Origin of the sequence: Pseudomonas sp. TH31 (assembly GCF_016650815.1) — a bacterium.
Classification (GTDB): domain Bacteria; phylum Pseudomonadota; class Gammaproteobacteria; order Pseudomonadales; family Pseudomonadaceae; genus Aquipseudomonas.
This window is the reverse complement of the sequence record NZ_JAEKEZ010000005.1, coordinates 30298-49522: the sequence shown is the minus strand read 5'-3', so window position 1 is coordinate 49522 and position 19225 is coordinate 30298. Positions and strand designations below refer to the sequence as shown.

Sequence of the window (19225 nt, the reverse complement as noted above, 5' to 3'; positions counted from 1 at the left end):
ACAGCACATCCGTCCAGCGGTAACACCTAAAATGGTACGTAATTGCAGGGGCTGACCATCCAGATGCATTGCTGCTAACCAGTCGTTTCGATCCGACCTGAAAAGAACGTGCGGTAGTGACGACCGGCAGAGAACGTCCTAGGCGGTGTGAAAACGCGTACGCCGTTTTGAAGGCTGCGATGCTACGTAAAGTCTGAAGGCGTGTAGTTAATCAGCAGATCTGAAATGAGCGTAGGCATGCGTTTTTTATTTCGGCTCTTACCGCCGACTCCGCTGCCGCTACCAGCATGGCATCGACTAGCTGCGCAGGTGCTCTAGAGACGGGAACATAGCCTCGTATCAGGATTTGTGCACTCGGGCTTCCCTGAAGGAAAACAAGGCCGCAATGCGGCCTTGTTTCCTATGCTCAGATCATTCCTTACTCACCAGCACCCTGGTCACACGTCTCTCTTCCACCTCGACAATAGTCATTGTCCATTCCTGCCAATTCAATTTGTCCCCAATGACGGGTAAACGATCCAGCAAGCTCATGACCAGTCCGGCGAGTGTCTGATAGTCATTAGTGGCTTTAGCCTGGAAACCGATGTACTCGCGAATCTGGCTGAGATTTAACGCACCACTCACGAGAAAGCCTTCATCAGTGGCGACGATATTTGGGCCTTCAATTTCACTGGCATCCGGAAGCTCGCCTGCGATGGATTCCAGGATGTCGGTCATGGTGAGAAGCCCGACGAAGTCACCGAACTCATTCACCACGAAAGCGATGTGCGTCGACTCTTTTCGCATCTGTTCCAAAGCATTGAGAATCGAGAAATTGTCCAGCAAATTGAGCGCCGTGCGGGCCATGGCTTCGAGGTTTGGTTGATTGCCTGCCAACAGCTCTTTGAGGAGTTCCTTCTTATGAACGAACCCCAGTGGCTCATCAACGTGCCCGGCTCTGATCAATGGCAGCCTGGAATAGGGTGAGTGCATCAGTGCAGTGCTAATAGCTTCCGGTGATTCCGCCAGGTCAATATGATCAATCTCTGTGCGAGGGGTCATGACTCCACGAATAGGGCGTTCCGCCAACTGAAGCACGCCGCTGATCATGACGCGTTCGCGTCGGTCAAACACCTGCGCGGGCTCGTCGTCCGACAGCATGTCTGCAATTTCTTCACCGACCACATCGGCGTTCATTTTTTGCCGCCCAGCAAGCGCAAGACGGCGTGCGCAGTACGCTCACGTAGTGGGCTGTCACCTTGCAAGCTCTTCTTGCGACGAGCGCGCGCCACTTGGTTGAAGAGCTCTATCAGAATCGAGAAGCCAATCGCTGCGTAGAGATAGCCTTTAGGGATGTGGAAGCCCAGTCCCTCCGCCGTGAGGCTAAAGCCGATCATCATCAGAAAACCCAGGCAGAGCATGATGACGGTAGGGCGCTCGTTGACAAACTTAGTCAGTGGCTTACTTGCAATGATCATTAAGCCGACGGAGAAAATCACGGCGATCACCATTACCGACAGGTGTTCCACCATGCCCACGGCAGTGATCACAGCATCCAAAGAAAAGACGGCGTCCAACACTACAATTTGCACAACGATAGGCCAGAACATCGCATAGGCCACGTTCCCCGTGCGTGCTGCTACATGCCCTTCAAGTCGCTCATGCAACTCCATCGTTGCCTTGAACAGCAGGAACACGCCACCAAACAGCATGATCAAGTCTCTGCCGGAGAAGGTCTTGTCGAAGACCTCGAACAACGGTTCGGTAAGCGTGACCATCCAGGAAACGCTGGCCAGTAAGCCAAGACGCATTAACAACGCGAGGGATAGACCAATCAGGCGAGCACGGTCTCGCTGCTCTGGCGGTAGCTTGTCAGCCAGAATTGCAATGAACACAAGGTTATCAATACCCAGTACCAACTCGAGCACAATCAGGGTCAGCAGGCCAAGCCATGCCGTGGGATCAGCAATCCATTCCATAGGGGTATTCAGTTTCTTATTGGGTTAGTGACGGAGTGGATTGCATCACAAACTACTGCTCGGTGGAACATATTTGCTGCGCAAATCGCCAGCAGGTCTAGACGGTGCTGGCTTATCTTCAGGCTCTTGAAGTTCGATTGCTGCAGGCGCTGCTGGCGGAAGTGTGCTGACGCTCTACATGCGTTGAGGCTAGCCGGAATCGCCGAAAATTCCAGTGAAACGGCTACAAACGCATTGTCCAACGACTGATGTCATGTAATTGGTATCTACAGGTGCTTGGCTTTTCGCCGACAAGGCACCGACCTCACTCAGGTGTGCTTTTTACAAAGTTAGTCACGTTTGAGTGAATTGAGACAAATCTCATATTTTCGGTGCTTCTTCCGCCGCATAATTTAACCATGAATTTGATGGAGGCCGTTTCATTGACTAATCTACTTGCAGTGGGTAAGGCAATGAACTTGTGATTTAAATCGTGTTCATTTTTGAGGTTTGCCTCTTCTTTATAAAAAGTAATTCTGTAAACCTCGGCTCGTCTATTTTAGTAGGCGCGGAGCCTAACGACGGGCCGTACTCCCTTCCGCTGGTCGCGCGTTACGTGCAGACAAGGAATGATGTCATTGGGAGCTACAAATAGTACAGCAATATTCACCATTAGTTATAATTAGGTTTTCTCTAAACGTCATTAATTAAGAGTTTGAAGGGGTTGAGCGGTTTCAGAAAAATAGTATTGCGATGTGTGCGTTAAGTATGTCCAGTGGTTTAATTAGCAAAGCCTGAAGCATAGTCACGTCACATCCTATTCCAGGTTAAGGTAATTGGGTGTGGATCTATCCTCTACACACTGAATTTGGATTCTCCATGGCTATTCGTGCAGTAGTGTTTGATTTTGGCGTGGTTCTTTTCGATTGGAACCCTCATCATCTATACCGCAAACTGATTGCAGATGACCTGGAGCGTGAGTGGTTCCTGAATAACATCTGTACTCAGGCCTGGAACACTGAGCAGGATGCTGGTCGAACCCTGGCCGAGGCGACTCGCTGTCTCATCGCGCAGCATCCAGAGTTTGAGACCTTGATCCGGGCTTATTATGATCGCTGGCATGAAATGTTGCAGGGGCCGTTATCAGGGGGCGTGGAAATTTTGCTGGCGCTACACGCAGCGCGTATGCCGCTCTTCGGCTTGTCCAACTGGTCGGCTGAGACCTTTCCCTATGCCCGCAAGCATTTTCCCTTCCTGAGCTGTTTTCGCGATATCGTGGTGTCCGGCGAGGTGAGTCAGATCAAGCCGGACGCGGCGATCTACAACACCAGCTTTGGCCAGATACGTATGCACCTGCCAGATATAAAGCCGGATCAGGTGGTATTTATCGATGACGTTCTTGGCAATGTCGAAGCGGCCATCGCTCTTGGCTGGCAAGGCATTCACCACGTATCTCTCGAACACACCCGCAAATGCTTGACCACATTAGGCGTTAGGGGTGTAGCTTTCACTTCAACCTGAGAAATGCAGGAAACATTCCAGCAATACCGCAATATCAAAATGCCGCTGGTTTTTTGGTATTTCAAGACTGCTCTTACATTCTCAAGAGTATTGTTTCGGGATTAATGGTGTTTTCTTTTGGGGACGCTGTAGACGATAAATCTCCGCTCATTGGCTGGTGATAATATTTTATGAATACCCCCAAAAAGCCCTAGTGCGCTTGATACGTCAAAAAGCGCAAGCGTGCGGATGGTGAAGGGCAAGCACGTGTTCATCGTAGAGGTAACGGCGTCAACTCGGAACCGTTCACACTGATCATAGGGGGCACAGATTCAGCCAGGTCTTTGATTGAGTCCGTTATCGATTATATCTCCAGTGTGTGTGTCATCTGAACGGTGACATCACCGACGATGCCCGGCCGACTTTCAATAATCGAGGGGAGCCTTCCACGTCCTTCAATGTGTATGACAACGGGGAACCAAGTGGTAGCGGCGCGACTATCGACGATCAACTCCCAGAGTTCAGTGGTCGTGGACGATCCTAATGCGCTTTTGTGGATATAGCGCAACGATCAACTGGTCTACATGGTCATTGTCTATGCGCAAGGCAATTCTGCGTTCGAGCCCCTGAAGTTCAACTGCGCTCAGTTCGACCAAAAAAGTGGCTCATCGACATACCCCGCTCTGATTGGCGAGCGCATCAGTGCGGTGAGAACGGCCTCTAGTGAGTCCGCCAGGTCGATATGATCAGTCTCTGCGCGAGGGGTCATGACTCCGCGAATAGGGCGTTCCGCCAACTGAAGCAAGCCACTGATCATGACGCGTTCCCGTCGGTGAAACACCTGAGCGGGCTCATCGTCTGCGCCTTCGTCAGCAAGGTATTGGACAATCGCCGTACCAAGTCCGCGAGAGCCGCCCAGGACGAATGTAAGCCGCGCGCTTTTCATCGACTCCCACCAGTACGTGTGAATTTGCGGAGATCTTTGATTAGGAACGATTACCGTCGATATAGGACGAGTCTCAAATCAATCTCGGGTGCTGCTCGATGGCCTTGACTTCGAATTCGAAACTCAGCGCAAAAATATTCAATACACCTTAGGATGGTCTGAAGTAGGCAGCTATTTTTCGACTGCTGAGCCATAGCGGTTTCAAAAAACGGAAGCCGTTCAAAATCGATCAAGTCTGCCGCTTATTTCATCCATTTTTTCCGCAGCAAGCGCCTTGCAGCAGCTATTTCCCTCATTACGGACGCACCTCTCCCGCGCCGGAGAGCAAATGTCGACGTGCCATCCACAGGTTCGACAGGGCGAACAACGTCACCATCTGAGAAGTGTTTTTCACCAAGCCTCGGAAGCGCACTTTCGTATAACCAAACTGACGCTTGATCACCCGAAATGGATGCTCAACCTTGGAGCGAACCTGAGCCTTGGCTCTCTCGATCTTGCGTATCGCTTTGTACAACACGCTGCGTTTTCCGTGCTTCTTGTAGGTGCTGCGCCGGGCTGCAACCTGCCAGATGGCGTGGCGTCCAGCATGCTCTTTGCGCTTCTCGACACCGGTATAGCCTGCATCGGCGCAGACCACGTTCTCAGCACCGTGTAGCAGTTTGTCGATTTGGGTCACGTCCGCCACGTTGGCCGCAGTGACCACCACGCTGTGCACCAGCCCCGAGTCATCGTCGACACCAATGTGCGCTTTGGCACCGAAGTAATACTGGTTGCCCTTCTTCGTTTGGTGCATTTCCGGGTCGCGTTTACTGTCCTTGTTCTTGGTCGAGGTGGGCGCATGAATCAGCGTGGCATCGACGATGGTGCCTTGTCGCAGTGACAAGCCACGTTCGCCCAGATAGCCATTGATCACGCCGAGAATGCCAGTGGCCAACTCATGTTTTTCCAGCAGGCGACGGAAGTTGAGAACGGTAGTTTCGTCTGGGATTCGCTCCAAGCTCAGGCCGGAAAACTGGCGCAAGATCGTCGTCTCGTACAGCGCCTCTTCCATCGCCGGATCACTGTAACCAAACCAGTTCTGCATGAGATGAACCCGCAGCATCGCCATCAACGGATAGGCCGGACGACCACCTTCGCCCTTCGGGTAATGGGGTTCGATCAGGGCAATCAAACCCTTCCAGGGTACGACCCGATCCATCTCGATCAGGAACAGTTCCTTCCGGGTCTGCTTGCGCTTACCGGCGTATTCGGCGTCGGCGAATGTCATTTGCTTCATCATCGAAAAGCTCGGCGATTTGTGTCCGGGGATTCTGCCAAATCAGGAAGTCTTTTTCAGAATTTCCCTTAGAGGCTCGATCTGACTTTGAGACAGATCTTATATTCGAAGCGATCCTGCCAGTTTACGCTGCAAGTCCATTTATTCATGTCGTGCTTTCTTGATAAGGGGCGGACTTTTGTGTTCGCCATGATCATCCTGAAACGGACGATCAAACAGAAGTCATGAACTAATGGCAGGGGTGTTCTGCTTGCAACAGTACACTTAGTACCAGAAAAACTTCGACAAAAAATCGGTGGTTCATCCCTAGACTGCGTAAGAAACTATTAATTCAAGGGAGTATCGTAATGAAAAAAAGTTTGATTGCTGTAGCATTTCTGTCAAGTTCGGCATTTGTTGGTGTGGCCAATGCTATCGACGGTACCATCAACTTCACGGGTTCAATATCTCCAGATGCCTGCACTGTTAACGTGGGCAGCGGTAGCGCACCAATCGATATGGGCAACATCAGCAGCAGCGCCCTTGCTTCTGTAGGTGACTCAGCTTCGCGCGGGGACTTCAAAATCGTGCTCAGTGCATGCTCAGCCGGGGCTACCACCGCTGCCGTAAAATTCGACGGCCAGTCCGACAAAGACGACCCTACCCTGCTAGGTTTGGCAAGCGGCGGAGCAACTGGTGTAGCCATCGGGTTGTATGAAGAAGATGGCACCACCAAACTCCCGTTGGGAAGCAGTTCGTTGAGTAAACCGATTGCGACTGGCGCAGATACCGAATTCAATTTTGTCGCCAAGTACGTTGCCACCGGCACAGTAGTTGATGGTGCCGCAAACGCGCTCGCCCAATTCACTGTTGATTACAACTAAGTCAAAAAAACGGGGCATTAAGGAAACTTAATGTCCTGCATGGCCGCTTGATCAATTTATCCCACTTCCCTCGTGGGTAATTAAACCATCAAGGAGACCTCATTAATGCATTGGCTAAAGTCTGTGTGTGCCGCCAGCTGCCTCGTGGTTGTTTCGCAAACTTCGTGGGCAGGCGTAGTAGTGGGCGGAACACGTGTTGTATATGATGGTTCGAAAAAAGAAGCGTCTATTTCTGTTAATAACCCGGAAGCAACCAAGCCTTACCTTATTCAATCTTGGGTGGAAGAGGTTACCCCCACCGGTACCCGCAAGGCACCGTTCATCATGACGCCGCCGCTTTTTCGTCTGGATGCGGGGCAGGAAAATGTGCTGCGTATCATCCGCACGGGTGGCCATTTCCCTGAAAACAAGGAGTCGGTGTTCTGGGTCAATATTAAGTCAATTCCTTCCTCGGAAAAGACTGATACCAATCAATTGCAAATTGCTGTGAAGACGCGCATCAAACTGTTTTTTCGGCCAGTGGGTTTGTCAGGCAATGCCACTGACGCCTATAAGGCGTTAAAATTTACTCGCAGCGGCAATCAATTACTGGTTAACAACCCAACTCCCTACCATATTTCATTTTATAAGGTGAACGTGGGGGGTAAAGAAGTTGAAGATCCCGGCATGATAGCCCCGCAAAGTTCACTGAGCCTCACGTTGCCGTCGGGCGCCATCGGTGCTGCAAGTTGGCAGTCGATCAATGACTTTGGTGGCATTTCTCCAACTGCCACTGCACCTCTTTGAACAGATAAAAGTCATTCGCCCGCCCTGTAGTTTAATTTAAATATTAATCCGCTGTATGAACTGCCCAGCAGTCAGTGGAGAGCCTCGTGTTTTAAAGAGTTGGGTGGAGTTTAATTATATGAAAACGCATCATCAGAATCTGGCACTGAAGCAAAATGAAAGTGCCAATTTCCGTACTTTCATGCCTACTCGTTTGGCAATTTCGATGGTGACACCCTTCATCCTTGGACTGGGCTTGCAACCTGCCTCGGCACTGGCGCAGGAATATTTTAACCCTCATGCCCTGGAAATGGACGTGTCTGGTCAAAATGTCATTGACCTTAAACGCTTTTCTAGCCGTGGTGGGCAGTTGCCCGGTACTTATCGCGTTGATATTTATCTTAACGACAGTCGTATCACACAGCGGGATGTGAATTTTGTCGATGTCGAAGGCTCATTACAGCCCGAAATGACGCCTCAGCAATTACAGGAAATGGGTGTGAAGCTGGATGCATTTCCGAGCTTGCGAAAACTTCCAACCTCGCAGACGATCAGCCGTCTGAAAGACTACATTCCAGATGCCAGCAGTCGATTCAATTTTGCCCAACAGCGCGTCGACATCAGTATTCCTCAGGCAGCACTGACCAGCGAAGCTCGTGGTTACGTAGACCCCAGTTCGTGGAACCAGGGGCTTACGGCCGGGCTGTTGAATTACAACTTCAGCGGCGCCAATACCTCTCGCGACAACCGCTCGGGCACAGACGACAGTTACTACTTAAACCTGAGAAGTGGTGTGAACTTCGGAGACTGGCGTTTACGCAATTATTCCGCCTACAACGAGAGTAACGGCAGCAGTAACTGGGAAAACGTCAGCACCTATGCGCAGAGGGACGTTCAACTGTTGAAGGGTCAACTCACCTTGGGCGATAGCTCCACTCCTAGCGATGTATTTAATAGTGTGCAGTATCGAGGGGCGCAGCTGGCGTCGGATGACAACATGTTTCCCGATAGCTTGAAAGGCTTTGCGCCGGTCGTACGTGGTATTGCACAAAGCAATGCACAAGTTACCGTACGACAGAACGGTTATATCATCTACCAGACATATGTGGCTCCCGGTGCGTTCACCATTACCGACTTGTACCCCACTTCATCCAGTGGTGATATGGAAGTCACCATCCGAGAGGCCGACGGTACTGAACGCCGTTCTGTTCAGCCTTTCTCCGCAGTACCGGTCATGTTGCGTGAGGGGCGGCTGAAGTATTCAGCGACACTGGGAGAATACCGTTCGACAGCCCACGAAAGCAGTAAGCCGACGTTTGCTCAGGGCACGCTGATTTACGGCATGCCCTACGATATTACGCTGTATGGTGGCCTGTTGGGGTCAGTAGACTATGCTGCCACTAGCTTAGGCGTCGGCTATGGTTTTGGTGACTGGGGGTCGATCTCTGTCGATGTGACTCAGGCTAAAACCGAGTTGCGTGACGGCTCGCGTGATAGCGGCCAGTCCTATCGGTTTCAATATGCCAAGGATATTGCGGCCACCGGCACTAGCTTTACTCTAGCGGGTTATCGCTATTCTACCAGCGGTTACTACGACTTCCAGGAAGCTAATGAAATCGATCCTGAAAATTTTAACAACTGGCGCGGAACTTATAACAAGCGCAGCAAGGCTCAGGTTAACGTAAACCAGTCCCTAGGCGGCTATGGTAACTTTTATGTCAATGGCTATCAGCAGGACTTCTGGCGCCAAAAGGGTTACGAACGCAGCTTGAGCGCGGGTTATAATACCAGTTATAAAGGTGTCACCTATGGCCTGGATTACACCTACACCCAGGCACCGGTCTATGAAGGCCGTGACAGTAAGGATCAACAACTGTCCTTTTATGTTCAGGTGCCGTTGGACGACGTGCTACCCAACAGCTGGGCTCGTTACAACCTCAATACCAGTAAACAGGGCAATACCACCCAGGATGTTGGCTTGAGCGGTACCGCGCTGCCGGATAACAACCTGAACTACAATATTCAGCAGGGTTATGCCACGCGAGGCGTTGGCGCAAGCGGCAGTGCCGACGCCAACTACAAAGGTACTTACGGCGAAGCTAAGGCCGGTTTCAACTACGACCGTAACTCGCAACAAGTGAACTATGGGGTACAAGGCGGGGTCGTGGCACATCCTTATGGCGTCACGTTCTCTCAACAACAAGGTGAGACCATGGCCCTTGTGCGTGCACCGGGCGCCTCAAATGTAAAAGTTCAGAACAACACCGGCGTGAATACCGACTGGCGCGGTTATGCGGTAGTGCCATATGTCAGCACTTATCGCAAGAACCGGATTGCTCTGAACAGTCAAACGCTACCTGACGATGTGGACATGGAAACCAATTCAAGAACAGTCGTTCCGACCAAGGGTGCAATCGTACTGGCTGATTTCCAGACTCGGGTAGGCAGTCGAGTGTTGATCACCCTCAATCATCTTGGCAAACCGGTGCCATTCGGCGCCAGTGCAACGGTGGTAGAAGACACCACAGCTTCGCCCAATACCGGCATTGTAGGTCTTGATGGTGAATTGTATTTGAGCGGAGTGCCGGAGAAAGGCAAGCTGCAAGTGCAGTGGGGCGACGGAACTATCCAACAATGCAAGGTAGACTTCAACTTACCAGCCATACCAACAGACGCTGCCTCGGCAATCCGAACTTTGGAAGCTACTTGCACATAAAGACAATATTTAGCTAGTCAAAGTCACTGCCTATATAAAATCACTTCGCGGAAAAAATTATTACACATGCAAAGGCGACTCGAGCCTTGCATTCAATTTGTTTCCATTAGACATCTGCGCTAGGGAAAGGAAAAATGAATTTAACTTTTAGCAGCAAAACTACAATGTCCAAGCCAGGAAAAAAATTGGTTTCCGTACACTGTCAACGCTGGCTTTTGCGATCAGCATTTTCAACGCGGATGAGTCTTGGGCATTATGCACTGCGAATTCCAATACTTTAAATTTTCCCAACCCAATCATCGTTCAACGTGATACTCCCGTGGGAGCTGTCCTGGCTACCGCGAATGTAGCAACAACGATAACCTGTACTACCGCCGGCAATAATCCTGTCGGCGCCGCATGGAACGTTTTTCCAGCACCTACAAATATGGATCAAGGCTCCTCAACAATAACTGACGTACGGCGTACCAATATTCCTGGTATAGGTATTCGCTGGAGCAATCATAGCGATGTTACTGGAACTACCGCTATCTGGACACAAAAAAGTCTTAATGATGGTAGTGCGCCTCGAGGGATACGTGGTATAGGCACTAGCGTTTTTACAGATACTTTTGAATTGATTAAGCTAGGCGATATAACCTCAGCGGTATCGCCGAGCTGGGTGTTGGACTATGCATATAGAGGTCAGAACAATGTTGACAGGGGCAGACTTTACAGTAATACAGCAAGTGCTCGAAACATGCAGATTGTCGCGTGTTCCGTCACCAATACTTCTATTCCTATTGACATGGGGAGGGCTAAGATAAGCGAATTTTCAGGAGTTAGCAGCACGGCCCGGGAAAGGAGCGTTATAATCCCACTAGACTGCGACGCCAATACCAGGGTGAATATTACGCTGGATGGCACTCCGCATTCCTCAGGAGCTGCCGGTGTATTGGCGCTGAACCCTTCGCCTACCCAAACAGTAGCGTCCGGCGTGGGGGTGCAATTGCTCCATAATGGCGCACCGGTGACTTTCCGTACGCCTATTGCGGCAGGAACTGCGGTTATCGACGGTGCTTATTCCATTCCTTTGACGGCACGTTATTATCAAACGGCCGATCCCATCACCGAAGGTCAGGCCAATAGCACTGCAACATTCACGATGAGTTACAGATAAAGTTAGTCACCATCCTCTTTACTTTTTTCAGGGCCGATTTCAGGCCCTTTTTGCGTAGGTTATTGAAAGTTTCGCCTCCAGCTACAACCGCTTATGAGAGCGGGTTTGTTCGCGAAGGGGGGTAGCACAGGCATGATAGTAAATACCGTCCCATTGTAGGACGGCCGTTATTCTACCCTACACATACAAGGTATGTGGCTAGATCGGCCTCGGTATCTTAGACGTCTCCAGCCTATACTTTGACTGGGAGCGTCAACGCGCCAACAGTTCGTTGCTGCCAAGATCTTGAAGCAATCGCGCTTCAAGAGCCTGAAGGCAAACCAATACCTGTTCGACGTGGCAGCCGTACTCCGATGAATCTACCTCACAGGCAATCTGCTCAATAACACGACACGCCTCCGCTAACGCATCATCGCCTGCTAATTGTGCTCCGCCACGAATTTTATGAGCGACTCTGACCAATCCAACTCTATCGTCGAGGCTAGCTAAACGCTCCAGCTCTTGCCCCTCTTGGCGATGAGTGCGCACCAACTCATTAACCAGCGGGCCGTACGACTCAGGGCTCAAAAGCCGGATTTTATCAAGCTCGCTCCCGCTTTTGGTCGCGGCCTGCGCGCGCCGCTTGGTGCTTTACTCCACTTCAGCAATCAAAACCGTCAGTGTTTCTATACTGACTGGCTTGAACAGGCATCGGGTCATGCCTGCCTCTAGGCATCGGTCGATGATTTCTGCCTGGGCGTTTGCAGTCAGGCCAAAAATAGGATGCGGACTCAACGCCCGCTGTTGTTCTACGTCACGGATCGATCTGCTCAGCTCATAACCATCCATACGAAGCATGTTGCAATCGGTGATCGTTAAATCGAAGGGTGGTTCTGCGTTCATCCACTGGGCAAGAGCTGTTTCACCATCTTCACATGGTAAAGCTTCATGTCCCAGGTACTCCAGCTGCCTACAGAGTAGAAGTCGGTTCGCCGCATGGTCTTCCACCACTAGAATTCTCAATTTATGGGTCGATTGAGATTCGACTTCAGGGGCGGCAGGGGGCTCGGTGAGTTCAACCAGATCGGCTTCGAACATCAGCGTAAATCGCGAGCCTAGCCCCACCTGGCTGTCGACGGTTAGTTGCGCATCCAAGAGTTTTGCCAGGCTGGCACAGATACTCAGCCCCAAGCCTGTGCCTGTTGCTCGATGCGCCTGCGGTTCAGCTTGTACGAAGGGCTCAAAAATTTCCTGTCGCTGGGATTCACTCAAGCCTTTACCGGTATCACTTACCTGAATGGCAAACCTTGCACGGCCCGGTGCTAAGTCGCTCGGCAGCTCACGTAATAATAGTTGGACACTCCCTTGCTCCGTGAATTTGATTGCGTTGCTCAAGAGATTAGCCACTACCTGATTAAGCATTAGGCCATCAATCATAATGCCGTGGTTCTGAACCTCCATGACCAGTCGATAGTCGAGATTTTTATTGCGCGCATTGGTTTCGAATAGGCGAAATGTCGATTGACCCACCTCATTCAGATCTGTCGGTTGTGGTGAGGGTGCCATTTCACCGGCCTCAATTTTTGACAGGTCTAGGATATCTCCGATCAATGAAAGCAAAGACTGCGCGGACTGATGCGCGACTTCCATGTTCTCTTCTATTTGGTTGGCGCTAGCCCCCTCTAACCGCATCAGTTCTATCAAACCAACCAATGCACTGACCGGCGTGCGGATTTCATGACTCATACTTGCCAGGAATGCTGATTTTGAACGGTTTGCGCTTATCGCTGCATCCGTTGCAAGGTTTAATTTCTCGATCAAATGCTCACGTTCTGTAATGTCGAGCCAGCCACCAATAATGCCAATGTATTGGCTGTTGGAATTGTGGAAGGGTAACGTCCAGTGATAAACACGGTGCCTTTTTCCATTGACCTCAACATCAATGTCAGTAAACACCGGTTGGCCACTTTTCAATGTTTCAAGATAGAGTTGATGGTAGCGCACATTAAAGTCTGCGCTAAATGTCTGACTTTCTATCAGGGTTGTACCGATAATTTGCTCACGAGACCTATCAAAAAAATCCAAATAAGCCTGATTGCACTGAAGAAGGCGCCCTAGGCTATCTCGAACATAGAGTGCTACCGGCGCCCCATCCACCAGTGTACGGGTAAATTGCAACTGGTCTTCAAGTTCTCGTTCAGCTTTTTGGCGTTTCTGTATGTTAATTCTTAAGTAATGGTTCCAAATCAGGAACGCCAAGCCAAATAACATTGAACCTGCAATGACAATATAAACGACATCTTTATAATTGTTCCAGGAGCTGGCCACTGCCGGAAGCTTTTTACCATCCCAGCGATCAACCATTACCCGATATTCTTCGGGGGTAATTTCAAGTAGAGCAGTATTAATGATGTCCTTCAGAATTTGCTTTTCTGGCCCCACAGCCATGGCTACTTTGGCTGGTCGAGCCCCAATGACTGAAGCAATATGCAGGTCAGATTGAAAATGGTGATTGATAAAGTATTCGGCGCCAAACAAGGTATGAACAGTACCATCTACCTTCCCGGCGACCAGCATTTCAAGGCCTTCGGTGGCGTTATGTACTTTCACTGCGGTGATTTCAGAGAGTTCGTCCTGAATCATTTGACTCAGTGGGTTCCCCCAAGGTACGGCCAGACGCAGTCCATTCAGCTCGCTTAAACTTTTTATGTCTGCTTGGGCGCGCCGGGTAACCACCACAAAAGGAGTGATCAGGTAAGGCCGGGTGTACTGATTGCGCTCAAGCCGAAAGTCACTGATGCTAAGCGAAGCGATTAAATCTACTTTGCGATCTTGTAGTTTAACGACCATGTCACTGATGCTATCGCTACGAACTACCTCGAACTCCAAGCCTGTTAATCGTGTAATTAACTTCAGCATATCAGCGCCGAGTCCATTGAAGCGATTCTTGTCATCAAAAAACGTCAGTGGCGCGTAGGAACCTGCTACTACAACCTTAAGTTTTGGATTCTCGGCTATCCACGCTTTTTGCTCATCGGTCAAAACCAGTGATTTACGAGCAATGATGAAGTTATTACTAAGCCCCCAATTTGATGTGATACGTAGCATATCTGCGACTGGGATTGCCATCAGTGACTGATTGATTCCGTCTAACAAACGCGGTTGCTGCGCACTGACAGCAAAGTTCATGTCTGCAACGCGGGGAGGGTCTTTGTCATCTGTGAGGTAGAGATTACTGGATGCGAAGCTTGACAATAAAAACTCTGCGGTGACTGCGTTGGTGCGAAATGCATCGACTTGATCATAAGCAAGGCCGGTGAGCGCATTCACATGATTGACATACCGCACGAGTTTGCTGTGGGGAAATTGGTCTTGAATACGCTTAACGTGCGCGTCAGTGGTGGCGATATAAGCTAGGCGCTTTTCATGGAGAGTATCACCAGGTTTTCCGGGAGCGTTAATGCGACGAATAGTCACTTTGTGATTCAGCAGGTAGGGCACGCTGGGCTTGAAGAACGGGCTTTCAGGCGCCGTAACGTCGTTCAGCGCCAATACGTCAATCTGGCCTCTTGCCATTGCCTGCTGCGCATCTGCTCTGTTGGCAAACCGTTGCATTTGTATGGGGACTCCCAACATCTGCTGCAGTAGTGCCAGAACGTCGGCCGTGACCCCTTCGAAGGTGTTGGGCTCGAATCCAATATGTAAAGGAGGTTGAGCGCCACCCCAAAATGCGACGCGGATCTGCGGCTTGCTATCGAGCCATGCTTTCGTTTTTGCGTCAAAGGAGATGTTGGGAGCGGTAATCGGTGTGCGCACCAAGAGTTTTACTTCGGAGGCAGCAAAGGTGAGCGAGGGGGCGACACACAACCAAAGCAGGAACAGGGCGATAGGCCAGCGACGTGTACGTAGTATTTTCATGATCTTCTAGTTCTTTGAGAGCGCTGGAGGTGTAGCCCTGAGCAATCCGCACGGGGGCAAGCATCACCGATCAGTTTATATCGGGTAAGCGCTGACGGGAGAATGAGTTCTAAGCCGTAGTCACCGAAAATAGAGTGCGGGCAGCGCGCTGCCCGGACGCAGCGGTCGTAGCACTAATTCTATCGGCTTAGCCGATGTCAGGCGCCGTCAATGACAAAGAGTGATCCGTTCTGGAGATTGTTAAGAAATCCAGTCGTTCTTTTGATCGATGCATGAGTCCGAAGGCTATATGGCAATTATGACCAACGCCAGCGCATGACAATGAGATATGTCTCAAAAAACGGATCGCTTACTTGATGCGCAAGCATTGGTAGGGCGAGGCGGATTATAGTCAGCAGAAGGCCATGAATCGGGGATTTCCTTGGGGAAAGAGTTCGGGTAACGTGGAGCTGTTTTTTTGTGATGCGGGATATTTCCCACCCTGCTGCAAATAGGAGTTCGATCATGAAGTGGTCTGTAATGTCACCGTTGCGAGTCGCCCTCCTAGATGATCATGCACTGATTCGTGAGGCGCTGAAGGTTCGCTTGTCGCTGGAGGCAGACTTTAAGGTAGCTGGCGTTTACACCACCAGCCGGGATTTATTTGAAGGTTTGCGCGCCCAATCGGCAGATTTGCTGGTACTCGATTATCAATTGAGTGACGGGGAGATCGATGGCCTTCGTTTGATACAAACGCTCCGTACCCAGCATCCCGATTTGCGAATTGTAATTTTCTCGTCGACGGAAAGGGCTGCCACGGTCAACATCTGCATTCGAGCGGGGGCAAATGGCTTTGTGGGCAAATCACAAGAAACCGAAGAGCTCTTGAAGGCCATTCGTGTGGTCGCTTCTGACCGAATGTACTTGGCGCCGGCAATGGTTGAGGCGCTGCATAGGCCGCCGCAATTGGCGGAGGAAGACACCATCTTTAACGGGGATGAGGCCCTGGCGCGATGTTCCGAGCTGTCTCCCAGGGAGCGCGAGGTGTTGCGTTGCTGCCTGGACGGTTTGTCGGTTTCCCAGGTAGCTATAAAATTTTCACGTAGCAACAAAACGATCAGTGGGCAAAAGCAAGCGGCGTTCAGAAAGTTAGGAATTCGTAGTGATACGGAGCTTTTTAAGATGCAGTCTCATTTGAAAGGTTTGTAGCTTTTGGGGTGAGTCAGATTAAATCGTTTCGTTTCGCTATTGAGTGCAAGTCTATTAAGTTATTGATTTGAAGCTTTTGATATATTCTAGTTTTGTAAGTGCTGGTGGTCTTAGGGCTCAATAGCATTGCGCTCGCAATATCCTTGTTTTTCATGCCTTGCAGTAGTTGCTGCATGACTCGAAATTCGCAGGCTGATAAGCGCTGTAGTTGTTCATGCTCATGCGTGGCGCAATCTAGACGTTCCTCAGGGCAAGGGATGTCAGGGTAATATTTTTTGTTGTTCTGGACAGTTCGGACAGCGTCAGCCAATTCAGAGTGCTGAGTTTGTTTGCTGAGGAAAGCATGAGCCCCCATTTTTCGGCACCGCCATGCTAAATGCCTTGATGGCATACCGGTTAATACGACAACTTTTACGGGTAGTTTTTTCTGCGCGATTGTTCTGATAACCGTTAGTCCGTCGATGACGGGAATCCCAATATCTAGAATCAGTGTTGAAGGGCAAAACTTCTCAATCAATTCAAGCGCGTCAGCTCCATTGTCCGCTTCCCCTATTACGTCATACCCCTCGCTGGCCAGAGTTAATTGAATGGCCATGCGAATGACGGGATGGTCGTCCACAATAAGAATCCGATTGTTCATTTTTTGTATTCCATTCGGCGTCGTCAAATGTTATTTGAGTGGATAAGTGGTGTTGCAGTTTTCTCGCGTGCGGGCCTTAAGCTAGTATTTGCTTTAAGTAATGCGATGGGAGTTACATTTGGTTTTTCAAGTTTGTGGTTTTTATCTATTAATTTTAGAAAGTCCACCAATGCGTCGTAGCTAATGGTCTCAATCAGTCGCACCTGATGGTTAGGGCGTTTAGATAAAGTTTTAGGAGTATCAGGCGCCGCTGTCGAGTCATAGATGAGTACGTGCCGTAGACGCGAGTTATTGACACAAAAGTCCAAAGTGTCTAGCCCTGCCGCTGAAATTAAGTCAGCGTTAATAATTAATAGGTCGAAGCGATCATATAAGCCTGGGCTGAAATGTGTGAGGGCGGTTAGCTCATCGAAGGATTTTGTAGGACAAACCCTGAAGTAGCCTAATATGGCTAGTGTTTTTTCGACAGAGACACGTCGTCTAGAATCCTGGTCGGCGATTAATAATCTCATTGGGCTAGTAGTGAAATTTGAGTGCGTCATGATGGCGGTGCTCAATAATTTGTAGTGCCTACAAAAATACACTGACTGTTGTGAGGGCGATCTAAGATCTGTCTCAAATTTTGCTAATTGGAGTTACGTGCCTACAGAGCTTTCACACACTATTTTTTAACTCAAAATACCAAATTCTAAAATTTATGTGTCAATTCGATTAAAAGTCTTTTCCTTAGATAGGAATAAACAAATAGGGCCAAGCTAGGTAGATAAGCGGCTTCTGACTATTTTTAATGAATTATTGGTTTCCAAGCCATGCTTCCTGTCATGGGTTTCACGGTAAGTACACTCAGGAATCCTAGTGCAGGCTAGCTGTTTCGAAGAGAACGCCGATCTAGCCCTACCATCTGCGTGCGCCCAGCAACTGATCAGATTTTTCAAGCTTGGAATGTCTGTAGATCATGCATAAATTACTGTGCAGCGATAATAAATAATAGTCAACCGTTTTTTTGGCTGCGCCGAGCTTCTCGTTAGGTACTTTCGCCTATGCCTGGTAGGTGCTCCTCGCCTACTGCTTGAAGTCTGGTCTTTGCGCAGAGTCTCGAGGATCGGCACCAACGTTTCGGGAAAACATCCACCTCGCTCGGGATGCCGGAAAGAATGTGGCGGCGTCAGGAGGGGCGTTGAACCGCTATGCACCGCGAGTTCAGGCGGCTTACGAAGGGGCTTTCAGGCGTAAAGTAAAAAATTTTGACACGGTTAAATTATCGTAATACATTAATTTATAGCTGTTTTACAGCTATTAAATCTCTTGAGGTGTTGTGCTTCATCTATACGGTGGGCACAAGATGGATCAAGGGGAAAACTGAACCGTAAAGGACGTTTCTGATGACAACTGATCATTTGGCCCGCCACAGCCGTTTAATGGCGACTCTCACTCAAGCCCTGATAATCGGTATGCTTGTATTGAACGCTGCTTGCTGGTTTTTACCCGATGCCGCGAGACAGTACGGCTTGGGTTTTAATCTGACAGCTATAGGAGTGACAGGGAATCTGAATGTTGATGTCGGTACTATGCCCTGGTGGCAAGTTGCTGGTGGCGTGATCCTTTCCAGTATTCCTTTACTGATTTTGGCTAACGGCTTAATTGCCTTACGCCGCTTGTTTCAGTTGTACAGTGAGGGGCACTACTTCTCGGAGAAATCATCAGTCCTGCTCGGTAAGGTAGGTTTCGGTGTGATCATGTGGGTGCTTTTGAGCTTCGTGCTGACGCCGGCAATCAGCGTCTGGGTCACCATGCTTCAGCCTCCGGGTCAGGGCCTGCTGACGATAGCGTTTGACTCATCGGACTTGGTCAGTCTCTTCCTTGCTGCTTCGGTAATGGTTGTTGCCCGCATTCATCAAAAAGGAAGTGTATTGGCTAGAGAAAATCAGCAATTTATCTAAGGCCATATCATGACGATTGAAATAAAGCTCGATGTGGTGTTGGCTCAACGCAAAGTCAAATCTAAAGACTTGGCCGCTGCCATTGGAATTACAGAGCAAAATTTATCATTGCTTAAGCAAGGTAAAGTGAAGGGGGTTCGGCTAGCGACGTTGGATGCGATTTGCCGCTATTTGAATTGTCAGCCAGGCGATCTTATGTTGCATGTCGCAACACCGGAGACAAGCATTGAAGACTAGCTCGTAATGGTTGGTTCATAAGGGAGTTTTAAGTTGTTTAATCCCGATACCCGATGCAGTGCATCGGGTGTTTTATCTACACAAAAGTTGATGCCCGCCAGGCGAAGAAATACAGGAAGTAGCCCTGCTGCGACTTTGCGCGAGTGAGTCGTCTGACGCCC

Annotated in this window: 12 protein-coding genes and 1 pseudogene; 8 read left to right on the top strand and 5 right to left on the bottom strand. The window is 49.8% G+C overall.

Features of this window, described 5'->3' with window-relative positions; genetic code table 11:
- Positions 1-411 precede the first annotated feature (411 nt).
- A pseudogene (locus JFV26_RS01905) lies at positions 412-1958 on the bottom strand (TerC family protein).
- An 858-nt stretch (positions 1959-2816) separates the two neighbouring features.
- On the opposite strand from JFV26_RS01905, the gene JFV26_RS01900 reads away from it, so the two are divergent.
- On the top strand, positions 2817-3458 hold the full coding sequence (locus JFV26_RS01900; RefSeq protein WP_201189241.1) for an HAD family hydrolase: 642 nt from the start codon (positions 2817-2819) through the stop codon (positions 3456-3458).
- Between the two features lie 1220 nt (positions 3459-4678).
- On the opposite strand, the gene JFV26_RS01895 is transcribed toward JFV26_RS01900, so the two are convergent.
- Entirely contained in the window at positions 4679-5659 is a 981-nt protein-coding gene (locus tag JFV26_RS01895) for an IS5 family transposase (protein WP_201189624.1), read from the bottom strand.
- Between the two features lie 347 nt (positions 5660-6006).
- Between JFV26_RS01895 and JFV26_RS01890 the strand changes: the two genes are divergently transcribed.
- From JFV26_RS01890 to JFV26_RS34370, 4 genes are all read left to right on the top strand, one after another.
- Positions 6007-6522, top strand: a complete 516-nt coding sequence (locus tag JFV26_RS01890) for a fimbrial protein (protein ID WP_201189239.1) — start codon at positions 6007-6009, stop codon at positions 6520-6522.
- A gap of 105 nt (positions 6523-6627) precedes the next feature.
- Positions 6628-7308 (top strand): fimbrial biogenesis chaperone, encoded by a 681-nt coding sequence (locus JFV26_RS01885; protein WP_201189237.1) that lies wholly within the window; start codon positions 6628-6630, stop codon positions 7306-7308.
- Between the two features lie 118 nt (positions 7309-7426).
- The gene (locus JFV26_RS01880; protein ID WP_242487724.1) at positions 7427-10003 is read left to right on the top strand and encodes a fimbria/pilus outer membrane usher protein; all 2577 of its coding nucleotides are present in this window, start codon (positions 7427-7429) and stop codon (positions 10001-10003) included.
- Positions 10004-10322: 319 nt separating this feature from the next.
- Entirely contained in the window at positions 10323-11162 is an 840-nt protein-coding gene (locus tag JFV26_RS34370; protein ID WP_207203825.1) for a fimbrial protein, read from the top strand.
- Positions 11163-11414: 252 nt separating this feature from the next.
- On the opposite strand, the gene JFV26_RS34630 is transcribed toward JFV26_RS34370, so the two are convergent.
- Positions 11415-11693, bottom strand: coding sequence for an Hpt domain-containing protein (locus JFV26_RS34630; RefSeq protein WP_446739891.1), 279 nt, complete (start codon positions 11691-11693; stop codon positions 11415-11417).
- A gap of 99 nt (positions 11694-11792) precedes the next feature.
- On the bottom strand, positions 11793-15059 hold the full coding sequence (locus JFV26_RS01865) for a transporter substrate-binding domain-containing protein (RefSeq protein WP_201189231.1): 3267 nt from the start codon (positions 15057-15059) through the stop codon (positions 11793-11795).
- A 504-nt stretch (positions 15060-15563) separates the two neighbouring features.
- Here JFV26_RS01865 and JFV26_RS01860 point away from each other — a divergent pair.
- Positions 15564-16247 (top strand): response regulator transcription factor, encoded by a 684-nt coding sequence (locus tag JFV26_RS01860; protein ID WP_201189229.1) that lies wholly within the window; start codon positions 15564-15566, stop codon positions 16245-16247.
- A gap of 13 nt (positions 16248-16260) precedes the next feature.
- On the opposite strand, the gene JFV26_RS01855 is transcribed toward JFV26_RS01860, so the two are convergent.
- On the bottom strand, positions 16261-16887 hold the full coding sequence (locus JFV26_RS01855; protein ID WP_201189227.1) for a response regulator transcription factor: 627 nt from the start codon (positions 16885-16887) through the stop codon (positions 16261-16263).
- Between the two features lie 1382 nt (positions 16888-18269).
- On the opposite strand from JFV26_RS01855, the gene JFV26_RS01850 reads away from it, so the two are divergent.
- Complete coding sequence (locus JFV26_RS01850) at positions 18270-18827, top strand: DUF2975 domain-containing protein (protein ID WP_201189225.1); 558 nt, start codon at positions 18270-18272, stop codon at positions 18825-18827.
- A 9-nt stretch (positions 18828-18836) separates the two neighbouring features.
- On the top strand, positions 18837-19064 hold the full coding sequence (locus tag JFV26_RS01845) for a helix-turn-helix domain-containing protein (protein ID WP_201189223.1): 228 nt from the start codon (positions 18837-18839) through the stop codon (positions 19062-19064).
- The last annotated feature ends 161 nt before the right edge of the window (positions 19065-19225 follow it).

Excerpts from the sequence above, each read along its gene's own strand:
- JFV26_RS01850 (WP_201189225.1), top strand. The coding sequence starts at position 18,270 with ATGACAACTGATCATTTGGCCCGCCACAGCCGTTTAATGGCGACTCTC.
- JFV26_RS01885 (WP_201189237.1), top strand. The coding sequence starts at position 6,628 with ATGCATTGGCTAAAGTCTGTGTGTGCCGCCAGCTGCCTCGTGGTTGTT.
- JFV26_RS01895 (WP_201189624.1), bottom strand. The coding sequence starts at position 5,659 with ATGAAGCAAATGACATTCGCCGACGCCGAATACGCCGGTAAGCGCAAG.
- JFV26_RS01865 (WP_201189231.1), bottom strand. The coding sequence starts at position 15,059 with ATGAAAATACTACGTACACGTCGCTGGCCTATCGCCCTGTTCCTGCTT.
- JFV26_RS01855 (WP_201189227.1), bottom strand. The coding sequence starts at position 16,887 with ATGAACAATCGGATTCTTATTGTGGACGACCATCCCGTCATTCGCATG.
- JFV26_RS01890 (WP_201189239.1), top strand. The coding sequence starts at position 6,007 with ATGAAAAAAAGTTTGATTGCTGTAGCATTTCTGTCAAGTTCGGCATTT.
- JFV26_RS01860 (WP_201189229.1), top strand. The coding sequence starts at position 15,564 with ATGAAGTGGTCTGTAATGTCACCGTTGCGAGTCGCCCTCCTAGATGAT.
- JFV26_RS01900 (WP_201189241.1), top strand. The coding sequence starts at position 2,817 with ATGGCTATTCGTGCAGTAGTGTTTGATTTTGGCGTGGTTCTTTTCGAT.
- JFV26_RS01880 (WP_242487724.1), top strand. The coding sequence starts at position 7,427 with ATGAAAACGCATCATCAGAATCTGGCACTGAAGCAAAATGAAAGTGCC.
- JFV26_RS01845 (WP_201189223.1), top strand. The coding sequence starts at position 18,837 with ATGACGATTGAAATAAAGCTCGATGTGGTGTTGGCTCAACGCAAAGTC.